Annotated in this window: 19 protein-coding genes; 14 read left to right on the top strand and 5 right to left on the bottom strand. The window is 65.4% G+C overall.

Annotation, left to right across the window (positions count from 1 at the left end):
• Positions 1 to 87: 87 nt before the first annotated feature.
• From GGD67_RS07700 to GGD67_RS07730, 7 genes are all read left to right on the top strand, one after another.
• Positions 88 to 1,638, top strand: a complete 1,551-nt coding sequence (locus GGD67_RS07700) for an ABC transporter substrate-binding protein (RefSeq protein ID WP_179731948.1) — start codon at positions 88 to 90, stop codon at positions 1,636 to 1,638.
• A gap of 270 nt (positions 1,639 to 1,908) precedes the next feature.
• The gene (locus tag GGD67_RS07705) at positions 1,909 to 2,880 is read left to right on the top strand and encodes an ABC transporter permease (protein WP_018316314.1); all 972 of its coding nucleotides are present in this window, start codon (positions 1,909 to 1,911) and stop codon (positions 2,878 to 2,880) included.
• Positions 2,877 to 3,716, top strand: a complete 840-nt coding sequence (locus GGD67_RS07710) for an ABC transporter permease (RefSeq protein WP_018316315.1) — start codon at positions 2,877 to 2,879, stop codon at positions 3,714 to 3,716. Before GGD67_RS07705 ends, GGD67_RS07710 begins: the two co-directional genes overlap by 4 nt.
• A gap of 2 nt (positions 3,717 to 3,718) precedes the next feature.
• Positions 3,719 to 5,338 carry an ABC transporter ATP-binding protein gene (locus GGD67_RS07715; protein WP_179731950.1) on the top strand — a complete coding sequence of 540 codons (1,620 nt, stop codon included), beginning with the start codon at positions 3,719 to 3,721 and terminating at the stop codon, positions 5,336 to 5,338.
• A gap of 375 nt (positions 5,339 to 5,713) precedes the next feature.
• Positions 5,714 to 5,890 carry a hypothetical protein gene (locus GGD67_RS07720; RefSeq protein WP_018316319.1) on the top strand — a complete coding sequence of 59 codons (177 nt, stop codon included), beginning with the start codon at positions 5,714 to 5,716 and terminating at the stop codon, positions 5,888 to 5,890.
• Entirely contained in the window at positions 5,887 to 6,096 is a 210-nt protein-coding gene (locus tag GGD67_RS07725; protein ID WP_018316320.1) for a hypothetical protein, read from the top strand. The genes GGD67_RS07720 and GGD67_RS07725 overlap by 4 nt, the downstream gene beginning before the upstream one ends.
• Positions 6,097 to 6,256: 160 nt before the next feature.
• Positions 6,257 to 7,195: an AEC family transporter gene (locus GGD67_RS07730; RefSeq protein WP_179731952.1), complete on the top strand. Its 939-nt coding sequence runs from the start codon at positions 6,257 to 6,259 to the stop codon at positions 7,193 to 7,195.
• A gap of 15 nt (positions 7,196 to 7,210) precedes the next feature.
• Here GGD67_RS07730 and GGD67_RS07735 read toward each other — a convergent pair whose 3' ends face one another.
• Positions 7,211 to 7,498 (bottom strand): hypothetical protein, encoded by a 288-nt coding sequence (locus GGD67_RS07735; protein ID WP_179731954.1) that lies wholly within the window; start codon positions 7,496 to 7,498, stop codon positions 7,211 to 7,213.
• 209 nt (positions 7,499 to 7,707) lie between these two features.
• Here GGD67_RS07735 and GGD67_RS07740 point away from each other — a divergent pair, with 209 nt between their 5' ends.
• The 4 genes from GGD67_RS07740 to GGD67_RS07755 all read left to right on the top strand — a co-directional run bounded on the left by GGD67_RS07740 (position 7,708) and on the right by GGD67_RS07755 (position 12,702).
• Positions 7,708 to 8,028, top strand: a complete 321-nt coding sequence (locus GGD67_RS07740; RefSeq protein WP_018316323.1) for a hypothetical protein — start codon at positions 7,708 to 7,710, stop codon at positions 8,026 to 8,028.
• 224 nt (positions 8,029 to 8,252) lie between these two features.
• Entirely contained in the window at positions 8,253 to 8,978 is a 726-nt protein-coding gene (locus GGD67_RS07745) for an outer membrane protein (RefSeq protein ID WP_026201646.1), read from the top strand.
• A 165-nt stretch (positions 8,979 to 9,143) separates the two neighbouring features.
• Positions 9,144 to 11,297 carry a methyl-accepting chemotaxis protein gene (locus GGD67_RS07750; RefSeq protein WP_179731955.1) on the top strand — a complete coding sequence of 718 codons (2,154 nt, stop codon included), beginning with the start codon at positions 9,144 to 9,146 and terminating at the stop codon, positions 11,295 to 11,297.
• Between the two features lie 343 nt (positions 11,298 to 11,640).
• Positions 11,641 to 12,702 (top strand): MBL fold metallo-hydrolase, encoded by a 1,062-nt coding sequence (locus GGD67_RS07755; RefSeq protein WP_179731957.1) that lies wholly within the window; start codon positions 11,641 to 11,643, stop codon positions 12,700 to 12,702.
• A 34-nt stretch (positions 12,703 to 12,736) separates the two neighbouring features.
• Here GGD67_RS07755 and aroQ read toward each other — a convergent pair whose 3' ends face one another.
• Positions 12,737 to 13,168, bottom strand: a complete 432-nt coding sequence (gene aroQ, locus GGD67_RS07760) for a type II 3-dehydroquinate dehydratase (protein ID WP_179731959.1) — start codon at positions 13,166 to 13,168, stop codon at positions 12,737 to 12,739.
• Positions 13,169 to 13,508: 340 nt separating this feature from the next.
• Here aroQ and hemA point away from each other — a divergent pair, with 340 nt between their 5' ends.
• Both hemA and GGD67_RS07770 read left to right on the top strand, forming a co-directional pair.
• On the top strand, positions 13,509 to 14,738 hold the full coding sequence (hemA, locus tag GGD67_RS07765) for a 5-aminolevulinate synthase (protein ID WP_018316328.1): 1,230 nt from the start codon (positions 13,509 to 13,511) through the stop codon (positions 14,736 to 14,738).
• Between the two features lie 320 nt (positions 14,739 to 15,058).
• Positions 15,059 to 18,568 (top strand): PAS domain-containing hybrid sensor histidine kinase/response regulator, encoded by a 3,510-nt coding sequence (locus tag GGD67_RS07770; RefSeq protein WP_179732250.1) that lies wholly within the window; start codon positions 15,059 to 15,061, stop codon positions 18,566 to 18,568.
• A 37-nt stretch (positions 18,569 to 18,605) separates the two neighbouring features.
• On the opposite strand, the gene GGD67_RS07775 is transcribed toward GGD67_RS07770, so the two are convergent.
• From GGD67_RS07775 to GGD67_RS07785, 3 genes are all read right to left on the bottom strand, one after another.
• Positions 18,606 to 19,166 (bottom strand): cytochrome P460 family protein, encoded by a 561-nt coding sequence (locus GGD67_RS07775; RefSeq protein ID WP_179731961.1) that lies wholly within the window; start codon positions 19,164 to 19,166, stop codon positions 18,606 to 18,608.
• A 72-nt stretch (positions 19,167 to 19,238) separates the two neighbouring features.
• Complete coding sequence (locus tag GGD67_RS07780; RefSeq protein ID WP_179731963.1) at positions 19,239 to 20,267, bottom strand: alpha/beta fold hydrolase; 1,029 nt, start codon at positions 20,265 to 20,267, stop codon at positions 19,239 to 19,241.
• Positions 20,268 to 20,304: 37 nt separating this feature from the next.
• Entirely contained in the window at positions 20,305 to 20,724 is a 420-nt protein-coding gene (locus tag GGD67_RS07785) for an organic hydroperoxide resistance protein (RefSeq protein WP_026201648.1), read from the bottom strand.
• 198 nt (positions 20,725 to 20,922) lie between these two features.
• Between GGD67_RS07785 and GGD67_RS07790 the strand changes: the two genes are divergently transcribed.
• Positions 20,923 to 23,784: a tetratricopeptide repeat protein gene (locus GGD67_RS07790; protein ID WP_179731965.1), complete on the top strand. Its 2,862-nt coding sequence runs from the start codon at positions 20,923 to 20,925 to the stop codon at positions 23,782 to 23,784.
• Positions 23,785 to 23,786: the final 2 nt, after the last annotated feature.

Below are 23,786 nucleotides of genomic sequence, written 5' to 3' on the forward strand. Positions count from 1 at the left end.
GATGGGGACTGGGATGGAGCGGCCGTAGTTTCGCGCGCCATGGCGTGCGAAGCGTTGACGGCTGGTCTCGCTTGAGAAAGATACGACATGCCGAAACGAGTGTTGCTTGGTCTCCTCCTGGCGTGCGGCCTCACGGCCCCGACACTGGCGCAAGAGCCGAAGACCGGAGGTGTGATCAATGCGGTGATCCAGCCCGAGCCGCCCGGCCTGATGCTGGCGATGGTCCAGAACGGCCCCGTGCAGATGGTCTCGGGCAACATCTTCGAGGGCCTGCTGCGCTACAGCCCGAAGCTCGAACCGCAGCCGGAGCTCGCCGAGAGCTGGAGCGTCAGCGAGGACGCCAAGACCTACACGTTCAAGCTCCGGAAGGGCGTCACCTGGCATGACGGCAAGCCCTTCACCGCCGCGGACGTCTTGTTCTCGATCGAGATGCTGAAGCAGACCCACGCGCGCGCCCGCAACAACCTCGCGCAGGTCGACAAGGTCGAGGCGCCTGACGATTACACCGTCGTGTTCACGCTGAAGCAGCCGTTCGGCCCGTTCCTCGGCATCTTCGAGGTCGGCTCGATGCCGATGGTGCCGAAGCATCTCTATGAAGGCACCGATTGGAAGACCAATCCCTACAACAACGCCCCCGTCGGCACCGGCCCCTTCATGTTCAGGGAATGGCAAAAGGGCTCGTTCATCCGCCTGGTCAAGCACCCGAATTATCACGAGAAGGGCAAGCCCTATCTCGACGAGATCTACTGGCAGATCATTCCCGACGCTGCGGCGCGCTCGGTGGCGTATGAGACCGGCAAGGTCGACGTGCTGCCCGGTGGCTCGGTGGAGAATTTCGACGTGCCGCGGCTTTCCAAGCTGAAGGACACCTGCGTCACCGGCGCCGGCTGGGAGTTCTTCTCGCCGCTGGCCTGGCTGTGGCTGAACAACCGCCAGGGTCCGCTCGCGGACAAGCGGGTGCGGCAGGCGGTCATGTATGCGATCGATCGCGACTTCGCCAAGGACGTGATCTGGAACGGGCTCGGCAAGGTCGCGACCGGCCCGTCGGCCTCGACCATCAAATATTACACCGACGACGTGAAGAAATATCCGTACGATCCGGCCAAGGCCAAGGCCCTCTTGAAGGAAGCCGGCTACAAGGGCGAGAAGATCCGGCTGTTGCCGCTCGCTTATGGCGAGACCTGGCAGCGCTGGGGGGAAGCCGTGAAGCAGAACCTCCAGGACGTCGGCATCAACATCGAGACCATTGCCACCGACGTCGCCGGTGGCAACCAGAAGATCGGCGACTGGGACTACGACATCGCCTTCACCTATCTCTACCAGTATGGCGATCCCGCGCTCGGCGTCGGCCGCAACTACGTCTCCAGCGCCATCGCCAAGGGCCAGATGTTCAACAACGTCGAGGGCTACTCCAATCCCGAGATCGACAAGCTGTTCGCCGACGGCGCGGTCGCGACCCCCGACTCCAAGCGCAAGGAGATCTACGAGAAGGCGCAGAAGATCCTGGTCGAGGACGTGCCGGTGGCCTGGATGCTCGAGCTGCAGTTCCCGACCATCACCCGTTGCAAGGTCAAGAACCTGATCACCACGGGAATCGGGGTCAATGACGGCTTCAAGGACGCATGGCTCGACAAGTGACGGGCGCTTCGCGTCTGATCTCTCGTGCTGTAGCTTTCGCCGAATGATTGCCGTCCGAGCCACGGAAAAGGTGCACCTCTCCCGCTTGCGGGGGAGGTCGACGCGCGCCGGGCGATGCGAAGCATCGTCCCAAGCGCGGCGGGTGGGGGCTCTCTCCACTCGGGGACCTTCTCTGCGGAAACACCCCCACCCCTGCCCTCCCCCGCAAGCGGGAGAGGGAGCGCACCGTCGCTGCGGCGACCCTCTCGTCAAACAAGCGTCGCTCTAAGTATGCTCTCCTTTATCGCTCAGCGTGTCCTGAAGGGCGTGATCGTCCTGCTTGCGATCGTCGTCCTCAATTTCTTCCTGATCCGGCTTGCGCCCGGCGACCCCGCGGTTGTGATGGCGGGCGAGGCCGGGGCCAGTGATCAGATCTTCGTCAATCAGCTCAGGGAGAAATTCGGGCTCGACAAGCCGTTGCCGGAGCAGCTCTTCATCTACGTCAAGGGTGTCGTGACCCTCGACCTCGGCTTCTCCTTCCGCCAGCAGGCGCCGGTCGCAAAGCTGATCGGCGAACGGCTGCCGGCGACGCTGCTGTTGACGCTGACCGCATTCGCGATCTCGCTCGCGCTCGGCATCCTGTTCGGCACCTTCGCCGCGCGCTTTGCCGGGACCTTCCTCGACACCGCCATCACCGTGTTCGCACTGATCTTCTACGCCATGCCGATCTTCTGGGTGGCGTTGATGGGCATCCTGCTATTCTCGGTCACCATGGATTGGTTGCCGAGTTTTGGTTACGAGACGGTCGGCGCCAATCTGACCGGCTTCGCCCACGCGGTGGACGTCGCAAAACACCTGATCATGCCGGCGATGACGCTCGGCCTGTTCTTCATGGCGACCTATACCCGCATGACGCGCGCCTCGATGCTGGAGGTGAAGCGGCTCGATTTCGTCAAGACCGCGCGCGCCAAGGGCCTCTCCGACGCCGTGATCCAGCGCCGCCACGTGCTGCGCAACGCGCTGCTGCCCGTCGTGACGCTGGCCGGCGTGCATTCGGGAACGCTGATCGGCGGCGCCGTCATCACCGAGACCGTGTTCGCCTGGCCCGGGATCGGGCGCCTGATGTACGACGCGCTGTTGCAGCGGGACTATAATCTGCTGCTCGGCGTCTTCGTGATCTGCTCCGCCATGGTCCTGATCTTCAACCTCATCACCGACCTGGTCTATCGCCTGGTCGACCCGCGCATCGAATTCGCCTCATGAAACAGTTCTGGAAATCGATGCTGCGCAGCCCGAGCGGCGTCATCGGGCTCATCATCCTGGTTCTCGCGATCTCGGTCGCGTTGTTCGGACCGATGCTGTTCCCAAACTCGCCATGGCGCATGGTGCAGCGGCCGTTCCTGCCGCCGTTTACGCTCTCCGCCGTGCCGCTCGGCACCGACGCGCTCGGCCGCGACGTGTTCGCCGGTATGATTTTTGGCGCGCGCGTCTCGCTGCTTGTCGGCCTCGTCTCCACGCTGGTCGCGCTGATCGTCGGCGTTCCCATCGGCGCCATGGCCGGCTATTTCGGCGGCAGGGTCGATGACGCCCTGATGCGCTTCACCGAGTTCTTCCAGACCATTCCGAGCTTCGCGCTCGCGATCGTGCTGGTCGCGATCCTGCAGCCCTCGATCTACTCGATCGTGACCTCGATCGCGCTGGTGAGCTGGCCGCCGGTCGCCCGCCTCGTGCGCGGGGAGGTGCTGTCGCTGCGTACGCGCGAATATGTCCAGGCGGCCGTGGTCACCGGCCAAAGCAACAGCTGGATCATTATGCGCGAAATCCTGCCGAACGCGCTGTCGCCCGTGATCGTGCTGGCCTCGCTGATGGTGGCGACCGCGATCCTCCTGGAATCCTCGCTGTCGTTCCTCGGCCTCGGCGACCCCAATCTGATCTCCTGGGGCTACATGGTCGGCGCCGGCCGCACCGTGATCCGCCAGGCCTGGTGGATCACTGTGTTTCCCGGCGTCGCCATCCTGATCTCGGTGCTCGGGCTCAATTTGATCGGCGAAGGCCTCAACGACGCGCTCAATCCGCGCCTGTCGCGGGAGGGACGCTGACGATGACCGCGCCGCCCGCCGTCTCTATCAAGAACCTCAGGATCGCGTTGCCCAAGGGAGCCGAGCGGCCGTTTGCCGTTGACGGCGTCTCGCTCGATTTGCGGCCCGGCAAGATCGTCTGCGTCGTCGGCGAGTCCGGCTCCGGCAAGTCGATGTGCGCGCATGCGCTGATGGGCCTGTTGCCCGATACTGTCTCGGTGGCCGCCGGCGAGATCCAGTTCGAAGGACGCGACCTGCTCAAGCTCGACGACGACGGCTGGCGCGATCTGCGCGGCCGCCGTCTGGCGATGATCTTTCAGGAGCCGATGACCGCGCTCAATCCGTTGATGCGGATCGGCGACCAGATGGCGGAGATGTTCGAGGCGCACGGCCTGCTCACGCCGAGGGAGCGGCGCGCGCGAGCGCTCGCTTTGGCACGGGAAGTCGGCCTGCCCGACCCTGAAAGAATTGTGCGCGCCTACCCGCACCAGCTCTCCGGCGGCCAGCGCCAGCGCGCCATGATCGCGATGGCGCTCGCGCTCGAGCCGGCCGTGCTGGTCGCGGACGAGCCGACCACCGCGCTCGACGTCACCACCCAGGCGCAGATCCTCAAGCTGATCCGCAACCTCCAGCGCAACCGCAACATGGCGGTGATGTTCATCACCCACGATTTCGGCGTCGTCGCCGATATCGCCGACCAGGTCGTCGTGCTCCGGCACGGCAAGGTGGTGGAGGAAGGTCCAGCCGCGACGATCTTCAACGCGCCGCAGCACGACTACACCAAGGCGCTGCTCGCCGCGGTGCCCTCGATGGACCCGCCGGCGCGCGAGCCGCTCGACGATCAGGCCAGGGCGGTCGAGGTGATCGGGCTCGACAAGACCTATATCACCTCGGGCGGCTGGTTTCGCGAGGACCGCCGCGTCGATGCCGCGCGCGCGGTCAATTTCAACATCCTCAAGGGCGAGACGCTCGGCCTTGTCGGCGAATCCGGCTCCGGCAAATCGTCGGTGGCGCGCCTGGTGATGCGGCTGATCGAGGCCGACCGCGGCACGGTGCGGATCGGCGAGACCGATCTTACTTCTCTTTCCGGCAAGGCGCTGCGTGCCGAGCGCCATCGCATCCAGATGATCTTTCAGGATCCGTTCGCTTCGCTCAATCCGCGCCGCAAGATCGGCCACATCATCGCCGACGGCCCGATCGCGGCCGGCCTTGATGCCAAGGTCGCGTTCGACCGTGCCCGCGACCTCCTCAAGATGGTCGGCCTGGATGCCGGCGCACTCGAGCGCTATCCGCATGAATTCTCTGGCGGCCAGCGTCAGCGCATCGGCATTGCGCGCGCGCTCGCACTCGAGCCCGAGATCATCGTTGCAGATGAGGCCGTCTCCGCACTCGACGTCTCCGTGCAGGCGCAGGTCTTGCGGCTCCTCGAAGACCTCAAGTCCCGTCTCGGCCTCTCGATGCTGTTCATCACTCACGACTTGCGCGTCGCCGCCCAGATCTGCGACCGCATCGCGGTGATGCAGCGCGGCGCCATCGTCGAGCTGAAGCCGACCGCGCAGCTGTTCGCCGCGCCGGAGCATGCCTATACGCGCGAGCTGCTGGCGGCGGTGCCGGGACGTAAAGAGCGCGCGCCGGCGGCGTGACGATCGATCGCATCGAGTCGCCGAATTCCGGGATTGTTCCAAAAACTTGCACGCGGCCCGAGGTGAAACATATTCGGTCCAGAAGAATTTTCTTGACGAGAATATCCTTGCCGATGAGCGCAAGGAGCAAGTCGACACCAGCATTCGCTCGCGCGGCTCCAGAAAGCCGCGCGACGGATGTGAGCTGGTGAGCGGTCTCTCAACCCGGCGCATCAAAGGCACGGGAGACGTTGGGATTCCGGAGTGCGCTCACGCGCTTTTTACTCATTCGTGATCGGCGACACCGCTTCAAAGCCGAAGACGGCGTCATAGATGACGATGAAATGATAGCCGTCATCTGATGACGGGATTTGCCAACTGATATTCGGAGCCAACATGGGCGAAGTCATTCGATTTGTCTCCAAGTCCGAGCGCGAGCGAGCACGTCTCATCCAGGAGGCGCGCGCCATCTACGACAGTATCTTCCCGCCGACCGACCCGGCCAGCGAAGGCCAGGATAAGGCCGCGATGGGCCGTGCATATATCGGCCGCGACGGGGGTAACCTGTCGTGATCAAGATCATCGCCGTGCTTTGCAGCCTTGCCTCCCCGACCAATTGTCACGAGCAGGTCGTCACCACCTCGGATTTCGCGCAGGTTTCGGTGCAGTCCTGCCTGATGGGCGCGCCGCAGCTCGCCGACTGGATGAACCAGCATCCAGCCGAGCGGCTGGCTGCGTGGCGCTGCGTGATCGGTCAACAGGCCGGCCGGGGCATCTAGCGTCTGACGGCCGCGTTCGATCGGCGCGCCCGCCCGGCCATGACGGTCTCGACTGAAGGGAGCTCTTGGCCGGGGGCCGCGGCTCGACCAAAGCAGTGACGACACTCCATTGCCGGGGTAACCTCTCGTTGCGGCCATTGGCAGCAAGGGGGGAATCCGCATGGAAGTCGCGAGCCTCGTTCTTCCCGTATTCGCGATCATCGTCACCGGCTGGCTGGCCGGCGAGCTCGGCTATCTCTCCCGCTCGCTCGCCGACGCGCTGGTGCATTTCGCCTACAACGTGGCAATGCCTGCGCTATTGATCGTCACCATCGCGCAGGAGCCCGCGGGCAATCTGCTGGAATGGCGTTTCCTGCTCGCGTTCGGCGGCGGCTCCCTCGTCTGCTTTGCGCTGGTCTTCCTGGTGGTCCGCGCCCGCGGAAAGCATGATCTCGCCAGCAGCACGATTCATGGCATGGCGGCGGCGATGACCAATACCGGCTTCGTGGCGCTGCCGATCCTGCACGCGATCTACGGCCAGCCCGCCGTCCTGCCTGCTGCGGTAGCGACAGTATTCGTCGCGGCCGTGATGTTTCCGATCACGGTCATCCTGCTGGAAAGGGACGCACGCGGATCGTCCGCGCAGTCCGCCGGCCTCGCGAAGCAGATCCTGCTCAATCCGATGGTGCTGTCGACGCTTGGCGGTCTCGTCTGGGCGATCACGGGCCTGCCGATACCGGCGCCGGTCGCGGCCTATCTCAACATGATCGCTGCCGCGCTCACGCCCTGCGCACTGTTTGCCATCGGGCTCGGCCTGTCGGTCGAGGGCCTGCGCTCCAACCTGAGGGCAACCTTCGCGCTCGCGCTCGTGAAGCTCGTGATCATGCCGCTGATCGTCTACGGACTTTGTGTGGTCACCGGCCTCAACGCGCTCTACACCGTCGCCGCCGTGATATGCGCCGCCGTGCCCACGGCGAAGACGGTGTACGTGCTGGCGCACGAGCACAAGGTCGAGGAGAAACTGGTCGCGGCCACGGTCTCGGTCACGACGATGCTGTCGGTAGCGACATTGCTGGTCGCGCTGTACCTTCTCTCGGGTCTGGCGACCGGCACGCGCTAAGCCGCACGGCCGCACTTATCTCGTGGTGTTGCCCCAGGTGGGCGCCGAGTTGGTCACGCCGACCGAGGGCCAATTGTAAGATCCGACCGAGGGTGCCGTGACCGTTCCGACCGTCTGGCCGGACGAGCCGTAGGACGCCCGCGGCTGCACGGCAGTGGGCGCCCCGGCGCCGCCATAGGTTGGGGCCACCACGCCCGTGCTGTAATGTCGGCTCGACCGCGCCTTCTTCGCTTCAGCCCCAAAGGGCGCGGCAAGCAGCCCGGTCGTGATGAGCGCGGCAATAGCCAGTTTGATGCTTGTCATGGCTGATCCCTCGATCGCTGGGGGCCCTTGTGCCATGTGTTCATTGATCGCACGATGTCCATAGGCACAAGTTCATAACTCCGTGTGCTGGCGAATGTGCCGAAGCAATGCGTTCGTCACCTCCGCTTCAGGCGGATCATGCCCGCCTTCGGATGGACCCGAATCAGCGCTAGTGCATTGCCCTTGGCGACTTCGCGTATTGAGGCGACATGACCGGGCCCGAACTGAAGCAACTCCGCGCCGACCTCTCCGATGTCCTCGAGCGGAAGCTCACGGCGGCCGACATGGCAAAGCTCTGCGGATTGCCGGAGAAAGGCGGCGGCGACACCATCCGGCGCTGGGAGGTGAGCGGCCCTACGCCGGAGGCGACCAAGGTGCTGCGCGTGCTTGCGATGGCGAGCGAGCGCTACCCGATCCTGGAGAAGTTCGACATCTTCGATCGACATGACGTGCGCGAGGAAGACCGCCCCGCGAAGCGCGCGGCGTTCCGCGCGCAGATGCGCGATGAGGCGCGACGGCGTCTCGGTTAACGAAGGACGCCCAGAGGTTACCGAAGGGCCGCGAGGTTAAGCCTTCCTTCACCACTTCTTAAGCCGGCATTAAGCACGAAATTCATTTGCAGCCCAATAAGTTAGGTTGGGTCGCGCTGTGCCATGCATGTGACAGCATTTTCGTCAAAAGGAAGCTATCTGCAAAACCAACGCGGCGCGGAAAGCGCGCCTGCCGGGGACCTTAAGTGTCGGAGTTCAAGACGATGAAGAAGATTCTGTTTGCGACCGTTGCGCTGCTCGTGATGGGCGCTGCTGCACCGGCCGTCGGTGCCGATCTCGGCAACCGCAACTATTACAAGACGCCCGCGCCGGCCTATGCCGCGCCGATCTACAACTGGACCGGCTTCTACATCGGCGGCCATGTCGGCGGCGCGTTCTCCAGCGACAACAATTTCAACGGCCTTTCCACCGGCAACAACGGCAACGGCCGCTTCCTCGGCGGCGTGCAGGTCGGTGGGGACTGGCAGTTCCACCCGAACTTCGTGGTCGGCGTCGAAGGCCAGTATTCCTGGCTCTCCGGCAGCGTCGGTGCCGTGTTTCCGGGCGGCATCGCCTACACCAACGATCAGCGTGGCCTCGGCTCGATCACCGGCCGCGTCGGCTACACCTGGGGTCCCGGCCTCGTCTATGTGAAGGGCGGCTACGCCTATTCGGACAACAACGAGAAGGTGACCGTCGGCGGCGTGCCGACCGCGTTCGTCATCACCGGCGATCACCGCAACGGCTACACGGTCGGCGCCGGCCTCGAATACATGTTCGCCCCGAACTGGTCGGCCAAGGCCGAGTACCAGTACTACAATTTCGGCGACTCGAGCTTCACCGGCGGCCCGCTCGCGGGTACCGGCAGCTTCACCACCGACGACCACACCATCAAGGCGGGCGTCAACTACCGCTTCAACTGGGCAAGCCCGGCCGTCGCGCGCTACTGATCGGTTACCACAACCTTACCAGGACGGAAGGGCCGGCGATTTCGCCGGCCCTTGTTTTTTCGCCCTGCGGAACACGCGCAACCGTTTGCGGAGATTGCGAATTTTTAACCGGCGGTGCGGATACTGCCGGCCGCAAACAGAAGCAAGAACGTTGGGGGAATTTCGATGGCGATCCGTTTCAGCCTTGGCGGCTCACTTGGCCGAATGCGGCCTCGTTTCAAAATGCCGACCTGGGGCGTGCGCGGCAGCCTGTTCGCGGCCTTTGCAGTGGTCGCCGGCATGGGCCTCGTGATCGCAGCCGGCGCCAGCCTGGCGCTGCAGAATCTCGGCGGACGGATGACCGAGCTGAGCGGGCGGGACATTCCGCGCCTCACTGCCAGCCTGCAATTGTCGGCCCTGAGCGCCAGCCTGGCGGCACAGGGACCGGCCCTGCTCGCGGCTCAAAGCGAGGAAGCCCTGAACGAGCGCACCAAGAAGCTCAAGGAGCTGCAGGAGCAGACGCAGCAGAAGCTCACCGAGATCATCGGGCTCGGCGGCGACAAGACCGTCGTCTCCGGACTCAGCGAGACGATGAAGAGCATCAACGAGGCGGCGCAGAGCCTCGCCAAGGCGGCCCGCGAGCGGCTCGATATCGCCGCCCTCCATGACAAGCAATATGACGCGCTGCGCAGCGCCCAGGGCGCCTTCGTCGGCGCGGCCAGTCCGGCGATGCTCGACGCGCAGACCCGGGTCAACGCCATTCTCGGCTCGGCCGACCTGTCCGCCGCAGATGCCAACGATGCCGCGCAGACCGTCGGCCAGCTCGGCAACGTCGTCGCCAGCGGCAATCTCGCAGCCGCCAACATGAGTGCGGCACTGTCGGCGAACACCAGCGACAAGCTCGACGACATCCAGAAGGAATTCAAGACGGCACAGGGACGCCTGCGGTCCAACCTCGATCTGTTGCCGGACAATCAAGGCAACAAGATGCTGCGCGAGACGGCGGAGAAGCTGATGGCGCTCGGCACCGGCAAGACCGGCGTGTTCAATCTGCGTGAGAAGGAGCTCGACTCCGTCGACTACGGCCAGACCATCCTGGACGAGACCCGCAAGCTCAATGTCGGCCTCGGCATCAGCGTGCAGCAGCTCGTCGACGGCGTGCAGAAGGAGACCAACGCCTCGACCTCGCAGGCGCAGCAGGAGACCTCGCTCGCGACGACCGTGATGCTGGCCCTTGGTGCCTTGATGCTGGTCGGCTCGGCGCTGTTCGTCTGGCTCTATGTCGGCCGCAACATCCTGCGCCGCATCCGTGAGCTTCAGCGCGCCATGCAGCTGCTGTCGGCCGGCGACCTCGACACCGAGATCGTCCGCTCCCGGCAGAACGACGAGATCGGCGTGATGAAGGAAACGCTGACCGTGTTCCGCGACAGCATGATCGAAGCCCGGGCGCTCGCCGCCGAGCAGGACAAGGACCGTGTCGCCAAGGCCGAGCGGGCCGCGCGCATGGAAGCGAAGATCGCCGAATTCGAAAGCACGGTGCGCTCCGCGCTCGACAATCTGGCGCAGTCGGCCAATTCGATGCAATCGACCGCGCAGAGCATGTCGACCACCGCCGACCAGTCCAACGCGCTGGTCAACGCGGTCGCCTCCGCCGCCGAGGAGACCTCGGTCAACGTGCAGACCGTGTCGTCAGGCACCGAGCAGCTGTCGTCCTCGATCGAGGAGATCAGCAAGCAGGTCGTGACCTCGGCCGCAATCGCCAAGAAGGCGGTCGACGAGGCCGGCGCCACCGACACCACGGTGCAGAGCCTTGCCGACAGCGCGAGCCGCATCAGCGTCGTGGTCGACCTGATCCAGACCATCGCCTCGCAGACCAATTTGCTCGCGCTCAACGCCACCATCGAGGCGGCGCGTGCGGGCGAGGCCGGCCGCGGCTTCGCCGTGGTTGCCTCCGAAGTGAAAAGCCTCGCGAGCCAGACCGCCAAGGCCACGGAGGAAATCCGCACCCAGATCGCCAGCATGCAGGAGATCACGACATCGGCGGTGGGCGCCATCCAGGGCATCGGCCGGATCATCGGCGAGATCGACAACGTGACCACGACGATCGCAGCCGCGGTCGAGGAGCAGGGCGCCGCCACCCGCGAGATCGCGCGCAACATCCAGCATGCGGCCGGCGGCACCAGCGAAGTCTCCAGCAACATCGTCGGCGTCTCCACCGCCTCGGCCGAAGCCGGCGCCGCGGCAAACGAAGTGCTGGGCGCCTCCGACGCGCTCCGGCGCGAAGCCGACATGCTGCGCGGAGAGATCGACGCATTCCTCAACAACATGCGGGCGGCGTAAGACGGGACCGCCACGGGGACTCCACTCCCTCTCCCGCTTGCGGGGGAGGGCTGGGGTGGGGGGTGCCTCCGCATTGGGAGTGTCTGAGACGCCTCGAAATTGTCCCCGAGTGGAGCGAGCGCCACCCGGCGCTCCGCCGTAGCCGAGGCTTCGCCTCGGCGTCTCTAAGAGACGGCCGCCTTAGGCGGCCTAAGCCTCCCCCGCAAGCGGGAGAGGTGACCGAGTTCGGAGCACGAGCGTCCCACATCACGGAAAAACGCCGCCCGGTATGACCGCCATGCGGAGACCACGGACGGTCCTTTTTCGGCTGGCGTCCCGCCGTATGTGCGGGTACCGATAATGCATGAACGCAAAAACCGACACCGCACAGTCCTCGGCCGAAGCCCTGCGCTACCCCTGGGAACAGCACCCCGGCCACGACGAGGTCGTGGAGGTTAGGCCCGGCGTGTTGTGGGTGCGGCTGAAGCTGCCGTTCCGCCTCAACCACGTGAACATCTACCTGCTCGCCGACGGCGACGGTTATGCGATGGTGGATACCGGTTTCGGCAACGAGGAGACGATCGAGGCCTGGACCAAGCTATTCGACGGGCCGCTGAAGGGCGTCCACATCACGCGCCTGATCGTCACGCACTCCCACCCTGACCATGTCGGCCTTGCCGGCTGGGTCGTCGAGCGGTTCAACTGCCCGCTGGTGATGTCGCAGGTCGAATATCTGCAATCGGTCTATCACCAGAACCGCGGCACCGCGGAGCGACAGGAAGCGCAGCGGCTGTTCTTCCGCCGCCACGGCATGGACGAGTCGCTCACCGAAAAGCTGCTGGGCCGCGGCCAGGATTATCTCAAGCGCGTTTCGGTGCTGCCGCCCTCCTACCGCCGCATCTCCCATGGCGAGGACGTCGTGATCGGCACGCGCCGCTTCAAGGTGATCACCGGCGGCGGCCACGCGCTCGATCAGGTGATGCTGTATTGCGCCGACGACAAGCTGTTCCTCTCCGCCGACCAGGTGCTGAGCAAGATCTCGCCCAATGTCAGCGTCTGGGCGGTCGAGCCCGACCAGAACTCGCTCGGCGAATATCTGGCTTCGCTCGCCAGCCTCACCACGACGCTGCCCTATGACGTCCTGGTGCTGCCCGGCCACGGCGTCCCGTTCTACGGATTGAAGACCCGCATCAAGCAGCTCGCCGACCACCATGAAGAGCGCTGCCGCCTGATCGCGGAAGCCTGCCGCGAGGTGCCGCAGACCTCGCGCGCCCTGGTGCCCGTCGTGTTCAACAAGCATGTGCTCGACGAACACCAGATGGGCTTTGCCGCCGGCGAGCTGGTCGCCCACGTCAACTACATGATCGTCGAGGGCCGGTTGACGGCCGAGACGAAGGACGGAGTGCTGCAGTTCACGACGACGTGAGTCACTTCGTCATGGCCGGGCTTGTGGCGGCATCTCACTTCATATTCGCGATCGCGTGCAGCGCCGCGATGTAGCCGAACGGGCCCAGGCCACAGATCACCCCGGTCGCCACGAACGAGATCTTGGAGTGGCGGTGATATTCATCGCGGGCGTGGATGTTGGAGATGTGGACTTCCAGCACCGGCCCTTCGAACGTCTTGATCGCGTCCATGATCGCGACCGAGGTGAAGGAAAAGCCGGCGGGATTGATGATGATTGCATCGGCGCCCTGCCGCGCCGACTGGATCAGGTCGACCAGCACGCCTTCATGGTTGGATTGGTGGAAGGCGAGCTTGAGCCCGAGCGTTGCGGCAGCCGCCTCGCAGCTCGCGTTGACCTCTGCGAGCGTCGTCGTGCCGTAGATGTGCGGCTCGCGGATGCCGAGCATATTGAGGTTGGGACCGTTCAGGATCATGACTCGCTTCATCGGGCGTCCTTTCGCATGAGCTGCTGGCGAGCCGATCCGCGCCTCGCCAAGGCAAAGGCTACGACATCGGCGCGACCAGCTCAGCAACCATGGACGGAGCGCGCCCCATGGACAAAATGTCCAAGCCGGCGGCAACGGTCCCCGGCTTTCCCGGAGCCTCGGCCCGCGCGGACGGGCCAGCGTTAGGCGTTTGATCCACATCAACTATCGCCGGCGAGACGCCGCTATCAATGGACCCGCGCGCCTCGTCACAAATGTGTGCGGGCGCATGGACATTGGAGCTGGAAAAGCTCTAAAAATGAGCGGCCGCCGTGGCCGGGTTCCGTTGCAGGTTTTGCCGATGGATTACAACCAGTTCTTCGATACCGCCCTCGATCGTCTCCATTCCGAGCGGCGCTACCGCGTGTTCGCCGACCTGGAGCGCACGGCCGGCCGATTCCCGCACGCGGTCTGGCACTCGCCCAAGGGCAAGCGCGACGTCGTGATCTGGTGCTCGAACGATTATCTCGGCATGGGCCAGCATCCGAAAGTGGTCGGCGCCATGGTCGAGACCGCGACGCGCGTCGGCACCGGTGCCGGCGGCACCCGTAACATCGCCGGCACGCATCACCCACTGGTGCAGCTCGAGGCCGAGCTCGCTGATCTCCACGGCAAGGAAGCCGCGCTGCTGTTCACCTCGGGCTATGTCTCGAACCAGACCGGCATCCCGACCATCGCAAAACTCATTCCGAATTGCCTGATCCTGTCGGACGAGCTCAACCACAATTCGATGATCGAGGGCATCCGCCAGTCCGGCTGCGAGCGGGTCGTGTTCCGGCACAACGATCTTGCGCATCTCGAGGAGCTGTTGAAAGCGGCCGGCCCGAATAGGCCGAAGCTGATCGTCTGCGAGAGCCTCTATTCCATGGACGGCGACGTCGCCCCGCTCGCCAAGATCTGCGATCTCGCCGAGAAGTACGACGCGATGACCTATGTCGACGAAGTCCACGCGGTCGGCATGTACGGCCCGCGCGGCGGCGGCATCGCCGAGCGTGACGGCGTCATGCACCGCATCGACATCCTCGAAGGCACGCTGGCGAAAGCCTTCGGCTGCCTCGGCGGCTACATCGCCGCCAACGGCCAGATCATCGACGCCGTGCGCTCCTATGCACCGGGCTTCATCTTCACCACCGCGCTGCCGCCGGCGATCTGCTCGGCTGCGACCGCCGCGATCAAGCACCTGAAGACCTCGAACTGGGAGCGCGAGCGCCACCAGGACCGTGCCGCCCGCGTCAAGGCGATCCTCAACGCCGCCGGCCTGCCTGTGATGTCGAGCGACACCCACATCGTGCCGCTGTTCGTCGGCGATCCCGAGAAGTGCAAGCAGGCGTCCGACCTGCTGCTCGAGGAGCACGGCATCTACATCCAGCCGATCAACTATCCGACGGTCGCCAAGGGCAGCGAGCGGCTGCGCATTACGCCTTCGCCCTATCACGACGATGGCCTGATCGATCAACTCGCCGAGGCCCTGCTGCAAGTGTGGGAGCGCCTGGGTCTGCCGCTGCGCCAGAAGTCGCTCGCGGCGGAATAGGCCTGTCTTACCCTCCCCTGGAGGGGGAGGGTCGGCTCACATTGAGCGCAGCGAAATGTGGGCCGGGGTGGGGTGACGGTGTCTCCTCATCCAACCGTACCCGAGTGGATAGATCACCCCACCCCGCCCGCGCTTCGCGCGATCGACCCTCCCCCTCCAGGGGAGGGTGAGAGCAGGCAGCTCGCCCTACGACTTAACGACAACCCCAGTTCCCACCGCCGCGCGGCATTTCGCTGTCGCCTCGCCCCGTCCAACGCGCTAGAATTACTGGGAAAATGAGCTCGGGCGCCGCCGGCGCCCTTTCGAGAAGCGCGCTCGCCATGCTGCACGATTGGGGCGTGATCGCCGCCGCCTTCGGCTATATCGGCTTCCTGTTCCTGGTGGCGAGCCATGGCGACCGCCGCTCGCCGGCCGGGCGCGGCCGTGCCTCCGGGCTGATCTATCCGCTCTCGCTGGCGATCTACTGCACCTCCTGGACCTTCTTCGGCTCGGTCGGCTTCGCCACCCGCGCCTCGACCGACTTCCTCGCCATCTATGTCGGCCCGATCCTGATGATCGGGTTAGGCGCCGGCGTATTGCGCCGCGTGATCCAGCTCGCGAAAGCCCACAACATCACGTCGATCGCCGACTTCATCGGGGCCCGCTATGGCAAGAGCCAGGCGGTGGCGGCCACCGTCGCGCTGATCGCGATCATCGGCTCGGTGCCCTACATCGCGCTCCAGCTCAAGGCGGTCGCCTCCTCGCTCGAAACCATCCTGAGCGAAGACCAGGCCTTCTCCCACATCCCGATCGTCGGCGACGTCGCGCTGATGGTGACGCTGGCGATGGCGGCCTTCGCCGTGCTGTTCGGCACGCGTCAGACCGATGCGACCGAGCATCAGCACGGCCTGATGCTGGCGATCGCGACCGAATCCATCATCAAGCTGGTCGCCTTCCTCGCCGCCGGCATCTTCGTCACCTTCTGGATGTTCTCGCCGCACGAACTGATCGAGCGCGCCATGAAGACGCCGGAGGCGGTGCGCGCCATCAACTATTCGCCGTCGATCGGCAACTTCCTCACCATGACGCTGCTGTCGCTTTGCGCCATCATGCTGCTGCCGCGCCAGTTCCACGTCAGTGTGGTCGAGAACTCCTCGGATGCCGAGGTCGGCCGCGCGCGCTGGCTGTTCCCGCTCTACCTCGTCGCCATCAATCTGTTCGTGATCCCGATCGCGCTCGCCGGCCTCGTCACCTTCCCGTTCGGCGCGGCCGACCCTGACATGTACGTGCTGGCGCTGCCGATGGAGGGCAGTGCGGGGCTTCTCAGCGTCGCCATTTTCGTCGGCGGCCTGTCGGCGGCGACCGCAATGGTGATCGTCGAATGCGTCGCACTCTCCATCATGGTCTCGAACGACCTCGTGGTTCCGCTGGTGCTGCAACGGCGGCCGGAAGGACGCGCCGGCGGCGCGGATTTCAGCGACTTCCTGCTGCGCTCGCGGCGGCTTGCGATCTTCGCCATCATGGTGATGGCCTATTTCTACTATCGCGCGCTCGGCAATACCCAGCTCGTGGCGATCGGCCTGCTCTCCTTTGCCGCCATCGCGCAGCTTGCGCCGAGCTTCTTCGGCGGGCTGCTGTGGCGGCGCGCGACCGCGCGCGGAGCCATCGGCGGCATGCTGGTCGGCTTCGTGGTGTGGCTCTACACACTGTTCATCCCGAGCTTCATGGATACCTCGACATCAGGTATCCTGCTGCTCCAGCATGGCCCCTTCGGCATCGAGGCGCTGCGGCCGCAGGCGCTGTTCGGCGCCGATCTGCCTTCCTTGATGCACGGCGTGATCTGGTCCCTGTCGCTCAACATCCTGACCTATGTGCTGCTGTCGCTGGCACGAAGGCCCTCGTCGATCGAGCTGCTGCAGGCCGATCTGTTCGTGCCCAATACGCTCGCGCCGATCTCACCGAGCTTCCGCCGCTGGCGCACCACCGTCACCGTGCAGGACATCCAGACCACGGTGGCGCAATATCTCGGACCCGACCGCGCCCGGCATTCCTTCGAGGCGTTCTCCGCGCGGCGCAACGTTCGTCTGGAGACGGGAGCGCCCGCCGATTTCGAGCTGTTGCAGCACGCCGAGCACCTGATCGCCTCCTCGATTGGAGCGGCCTCCTCGCGCCTCGTGATGTCGCTGCTGCTGCGCAAGCGCACGGTCTCGGCCAAGGCTGCACTCAAGCTGCTCGACGACTCCCACGCGGCCCTGCATTTCAACCGCGAGATCCTCCAGACCGCGCTCAACCACGTGCGCCAGGGCATCGCCGTGTTCGATGCCGATCTGCAGCTGATCTGCTCCAACCGGCAGTTCGGTGATCTCCTCAACGTGCCCCCGCATATCGTCCAGTTCGGCGAGCCGCTGCGCGATATCCTGGAATTCATCGGCGTGAGCGATCCGGACGACCCGGTCGAGCGCGAGGCCATGCTGGAGCGGCGCCTCGCCGCCTACACCACCGACAGCGAGCCATATCTCGAACGCCTGCCGGAACGCCACATGGTGATCGAGGTGCTCACCAATCGCATGCCCGGCGGCGGCTTCGTCATCACCTTCACCGATGTCACGCCCACCTTCGAGGCGGCGGAAGCGCTGGAGCGCGCCAACGCGACACTGGAAAAGCGGGTGCGCGACCGCACCGAGGAGTTGACGCGGCTGAACTCCGAGCTGGCGCTGGCCAAGAGCGCGGCGGAAGACGCCAGCATCTCCAAGACGCGCTTCCTCGCCGCCGCCAGCCACGACATTCTCCAGCCGCTGAACGCGGCGCGGCTCTATGTCACGAGCCTGGTCGAGCGCCAGCACAGCGGCGAGGAGACGCGGCTGGTCGAGAACATCGACGAATCGCTGCAGGCGATCGAGGAGATCCTCGGCGCGCTGCTGGACATCTCGCGGCTGGACGCCGGCGCGATGACGACCTCGACCTCGAGCTTCAAGATGGCCGATCTGATGCGCTCGCTGGAGATCGAGTTCGCGCCGATCGCGCGTGCCAAGAACCTGGAGCTCACCTTCGTGCCGTGCTCGCTGCCGGTCGAATCGGACCGGCTGCTGCTGCGGCGCCTGCTGCAGAACCTGATCTCGAACGCGATCAAATACACCCCGCGCGGCCGCGTGCTGGTCGGCTGTCGCCGGCAAGGCCCTTCGCTCAAGATCTGCGTCTACGACACCGGCGTCGGCATCCCGCCGGTCAAGCGCGGCGAGATCTTCAAGGAATTCCACCGCCTCGAGCAGGGCGCGCGGATCGCGCGCGGGCTGGGGCTCGGCCTGTCGATCGTCGAACGCCTGGCGCGGGTGCTCAAGCACGGCATCGCCATCGACGGCAACAGAAGCGGCGGCTCGGTCTTCTCCGTGACGGTGCCGACGGCGAAAGCGGTCACCCACACCGCCGCGGTGACCAGCGCGACGCCGCTGGCGCGCACGCCGATCTCCGGCGCGCTGATCGTCTGTATCGAGAACGACGCGGCGATCCTCGATGGCATGCGCACGCTGCTGAAGGCCTGGGACGCCGAAGTGATCGCGGTCGCCGATCCCGAAGGCGCGATCGCCGCCATCGAGACGGCGGGACAGCGCGTCACCGGCCTCCTGGTTGACTATCATCTCGACCGCGGCAACGGCATTGCCGCGATCCGCGAGATCCGCCGCCGCTTCGGCGACGGCATCCCCGCAATCCTGATCACCGCGGACCGCAGCCCCGCTGTGCAGATCGCTGCGCGCGACGAGAAGGTCGCGGTGCTGAACAAGCCGGTCAAGCCGGCCTCGCTCCGCGCCCTGCTCGGCCAGTGGCGCACGCAGCAGATGGTGGCGGCGGAGTGAAGCGGCTTGCTGGCGACGGCCGGCACGTTTGCACAATTCAGGGCGCCAGCCGCGTGAAGACGTAGTCCCGGCTCTTGGCGCGAGCTTCGTGACAACCCCAGCAAGTGCGGTGCTGGGCCTCGTCGACCGGTTTGCCGTTGATGAAACGGCCGAAGCCCCAGCCGCCCGTCGCCGCGTATTTTTTGGAATCCTTGACCATCACCTGGACCGTGGTGGCGGCACCAGGAATTGTCGCGGACGCAAACTCCGGCGATTGCTTCCGCTTCCAGGCGCGCTTGACCAGGATGGTGCCGTCAGGGAACGGAAGCTTGCCGGCCTGATACGCGTCGATTGCGGTCTGGTTGCCGACAACGGCGCGAAGCTCGTCGAGCGGCGCGGCTTCTTCGGCCGGCGCGATCAGCTCCCACTGCTTGTAACCGGGCGGAATCGTGACGCCGAAGATCGGCGAGGCGTCTGCCGTGTTTTGCGCAGGCCCCTCGGCAAGAGCGATCGAGACCAGATAGGGCACGCAAGTCAGCAGAACGACCAGAAGAAGCACGGCCAGCGTGATCACCGTGACGTAGGATCGCTCATTCTTTTCAGGTTCGTTAGATGGCATGACGTTTCTTCAAGCTGGGATCGCGGTACATCCCCGGCCCAGCCACGCTGGACCGAGGCACGCATGAAATGCTCACGCGCCTTCGGCGTCGATGACGGCCTTGGCAAAGGCTTGCGGTGCTTCCTGCGGCAGATTGTGGCCGATGCCGCCGGTGATCAGGCGAAACTCGTATCGGCCCGAGAACTTCTTGGCATAGGCGCTCGGGTCGGGATGCGGCGCGCCGTTGGCGTCGCCCTCCATCGTGATCGTCGGCACCTCGATGACGGGAGCTGCCGCCAGCTTCTTTTCGAGATGCTCGTATTTCGCTTCGCCCTGGGCGAGCCCGAGTCGCCAGCGGTAGTTGTGGATCGTGATCGCGACATGATCCTTGTTGTCCAGCGCCGCCGCACTTCGATTGAAGGTGGCGTCGTCGAACTTCCATTGCGGTGAGGCGAGCTTCCAGATCAGCTTGGCGAAATCATGCGTGTACTTCTCGTATCCGGCACTGCCGCGCTCGGTCGCGAAATAGAACTGGTACCACCATTGCAGCTCGGCGGACGGCGGCAACGGCGCGTTGCCGGCGGCCTGGCTGGAGATCAGATAGCCGCTGACCGACACCAGCGCGCGGCAGCGCTCCGGCCACAGCGCGGCGATGATGTCGGCGGTGCGCGCGCCCCAATCGAAGCCGGCGATAACAGCCTTCTTGATCTCGAGCTTGTCCATCAGCGCGATGATGTCGGCCGCCATCGCGGCAGGCTCGCCGTTGCGCGGCGTCTCGCTGGAAAGGAAACGCGTCGTGCCGTAGCCGCGCAGATGAGGGATGATCACGCGATAGCCGGCCCTGGCCAGGATCGGCGCAACGTCGACGAAGGCGTGAATGTCGTAGGGCCAGCCGTGCAGCAGGATCGCCACGGGACCGTTCGAAGGACCCGCCTCCGCATACCCGACATTGAGGACGCCGGCATCGATCTGCTTGATCGCCCCGAAGGACGCAGTCGATGCGGACGATTTCGGCGCTTCGGTCTCAGCGCGCGCGAGTTCGATCACGCCGAGGCCGACGGCGACGGTTCCGGCGGCGACGCCAAGGAACTGGCGGCGATGCTGGTCGATGATCTGCTTCATGGTGGTGCTACCTTTCTTGATGGTTGGTGATGGCGCGTCAGATCAGCGCGACCGTGACGTCGACGTTGCCGCGAACGGCCTTGGAATAGGGGCAGGTCTGATGCGCATCATCGATGATGCCGCGTGCGATCTCGGGGTCGAGGCCCGGCAGGCTGACATTGAGGCGCGCCCGGAGCGAATAGGCGCCCTCGTCGAGCACGAGATCGATTTCCGCATCAACAGCGCATTTCCTGGGAAGCTCGATCTTCCGCTTGCGCGCCGCGATCTCCATCGCGCCTTCGAAGCAGGCCGACCAGCCGGCGGCGAACAATTGCTCGGGATTGGTGCCGATGCCTGCGGCGCCCGGCGGCGACAGCTTGACATCGAGGCGGCCATCGGAGCTGCGCGATATGCCGTCGCCTCGGCCGCCGCTGGTGTGGGTCTTGGCCGTGTAGAGTATTTTTGCCGCCTGCGTCATGAAGCTGTCCTTTCCGTTGCGCAACTGACTAGCAGTGGCTGGTGCAGGACACCCGTTGGGAGTTGTGAGAAGTTGTGAGGTCAGACCTGGCGCGCTTAACAAGGCCCGCATCCGCGGCCTGATGCCGATGCAGCGGCGGCCTTGCCGGATCGCGATCATCTGGCTATCGGGTCCTGTCGAAGGGACCCGAGATTTGCCATGACAGAGCCGGCCGGCACCGCAGCGGGAACTTTATCGTTCGGGCCATTCTCCGTGACGCCGCATGAAAGGCTCGTGATGCGCGACGGCGTCGCGTTGCCGCTGGGCGCGAAAGCGTTCGACACGCTGATGGCGCTGATGTCGCGACCGAACCAGGTCGTCGGCAAATGGGACCTGATGGCGCTGGTGTGGCCCGGCGTCACCGTCGAAGAGGCCAATCTGCGCTTTCACGTCGCAGCGTTGCGCAAGGCGCTCGGCGACGGCAAGGACGGCGCCCGCTACATCACGACGCTGTCCGGCCGCGGCTATTGCTTCGTGGCACCGATCTCGCAACTCGCAGCGCCGGTTTCGCAAACGGGCATTGCGGCAGCCCAGCGCCCCGCGCCACGGCTGGAATTGCCACCGGTGAAACTGCCGAACCGGCTACAGCGGATGGTCGGGCGCGACGATGAGATCGCCACCGTTTCCGACAAGCTCATCGCCTCGCGCTTTGTCACGATCGCCGGTCCCGGCGGCGTCGGCAAGACGGCGGTCGCAGTGGCGATCGCCCACGACCTGCTCGAGACTTTCTCCGACGCCGCGCACTTTGTTGATCTCGCCGCGCTCAGTGATCCCGATCTCGTGATCACCTCGATCCTGCTGATGCTGGGCATGCCGGCTGAGACCGACGATCCCCTGCCCGCGCTGCTCGCGCATGTCAGGGACAAGCGGATGCTGCTGGTTCTCGACAATTGCGAGCACGTCATCGCGACCGCCGCACCGCTGGCGGCGGACATCTTCCAGGCCGCGCCACATGTCCATATCCTCGCGACCAGCCGCGAGGCTCTGCGCGTCGAGGGCGAGCAGGTCTATCGATTGGCGCCGCTTGCCGTTCCGCCCGACGGCTCCGGACTGACGGTCGCTGCAGCGCAGACCTATCCGGCGCTACAACTGTTCCTCGAACGTGCCACGGCCAGCGGCGCGCAGATCAGTCTCGATGACGCCAATGCCGCGATCATCGCGAGGATCTGCCGCAAGCTCGACGGCATGGCGCTGGCGATCGAACTCGCTGCCGGCCGGGTCGAAGCCTACGGCCTGGAGCAGACGGCCGCACTGCTCGACGAGCGCCTCAATCTGCTCTGGCAGGGCCAGCGAACGGCGCCGCCCCGGCAGAAGACATTGCAGGCAACGCTCGACTGGAGCTACGGACTGCTGTCGGATCTCGAACGCCTCGTGCTGCGCAGGCTTGCGGTCTTCGCCGGGCATTTCACCATCGACGCGGCGCTCGAGGTCGTGCCGGACGAGCGCGTCGACCAGGCCCGCCTGTTCGACGCCGTCGACAGTCTCGTGGCCAAATCGATGGTCGCGCCGCGCCCCATCGGCGCCATGATGCGCTACCGCCTGCTCGACACGACGCGCGCTTATCTGCTCGAGATCGAGCCCGATGACGCGGCTCTCGCCGCCCGCCACGCGACGTACTACCGGCGATGGCTGGAACAGGCCGGCATGACATGGGCCGCCGTGCCGAGCGCGGACGAGCGAGCTGCTCACTTCTCCGCGCTTCACAATGTGCGCGCCGCGCTCGACTGGTGCTTCGGGGCGGGCGGTGATCTCGGCATCGGCATTGCGCTCGCCGCCGCCGCGGCGCCGATCTTCCTGGCGATGTCCTTGTTGATCGAATGCCGGCGCTGGTCGGAACGGGCGCTGCTGGCGATGGACCCCTCCTCGCGCGGCAGCGCCGAGGAAATGCACATCCAGGCCGCTCTCGGACTGACCTTGATGTTCACCCGCGGCGGCAGCGAAGCGGCGCGCAGCGCCTTGAGCCGGAGCCTTGCGATCGCCGAAGCGCGCGGCGACGAAATCAACCAGCTCCAGCTGCTCGGCCGGATGCATATCTTTCACGAGCGGATGGGAGAGTTCGACGCCGCGCTCGGCTATGCGCAGCAGAGCCTCGGGGTCGCGAGGTCGCTGGGCGATTCCGCCTCGATCGCCCTCGCCCATTCCCTCCTCGGCGTCTCCTTGCATCTGGCAGGCCGGCATCGCGACGCGCTCGAGATGCTGGAGGTCGCATGGCGGGGACCGGGCACCGAGCGAATCAGCACCGTCCACGGCTTCGATCATCGCAATCGGGCCGGCATCACGCTGGCTCGCGAGCTCTGGTTGCAGGGCCGCCCCGCGGATGCGCTGCAACTGGCGCGACAGACGGTCACCGAGGCGGCGCAGATGGATCACCCGATCACGCTCTGCATTGCGCTGATCTGGACGGTCGCAATTGATCTCTGGAGCGGAGACCTCGACGGTGCGGACGCGAACATCGACCGCTTCATCGCGCATGCGACGTCGCGCTCGATGGGGCCTTATCTCGCCGTCGGCCGCGGCGTCAAAGGCGAGCTGGCGATCCGGCGCGGCGATGCCGCAGTTGGCGTCGAGACGATCAGGACTTGCCTGCGTGAGCTCCACGATGCCCGCTACGAGCTGCTGACCACGACGTTCAACATCGCGCTGGTTCAGGGATTGATAGCGCTCGGCCAGATCGCGCAGAGCGCACAGCTGATCGACGACGCGATCCGGCTCGTCGCGCGAAGCGGCGATCACCTCTATATGCCCGAGCTGTTGCGCATGAAGGGCACGGTCCTGTCGCACCTGCCGGAGCCGCAAATCGAGGAAGCCGAGGCCTGCCTGGTGCAGGCGCTGAAACTCAGCCGCGCGAAGGGCGCCAAAGCGTGGGAACTGCGCGCGGCAATCGATCTGGCGCAGCTTCTTGCCCACCGGCGCCGCGGCAAGGAAGCCAGGCGCTTACTTCAATCGGCACGCGAGGGTTTCGCTGCAGGTTCCGAGACTGAAGATATCAGGGCCGCCGATGCGCTCCTGAAGACGCTGTAGCG

Origin of the sequence: Bradyrhizobium sp. IAR9 (assembly GCF_013408065.1) — a bacterium.
Taxonomy (GTDB): Bacteria; Pseudomonadota; Alphaproteobacteria; order Rhizobiales; family Xanthobacteraceae; genus Bradyrhizobium.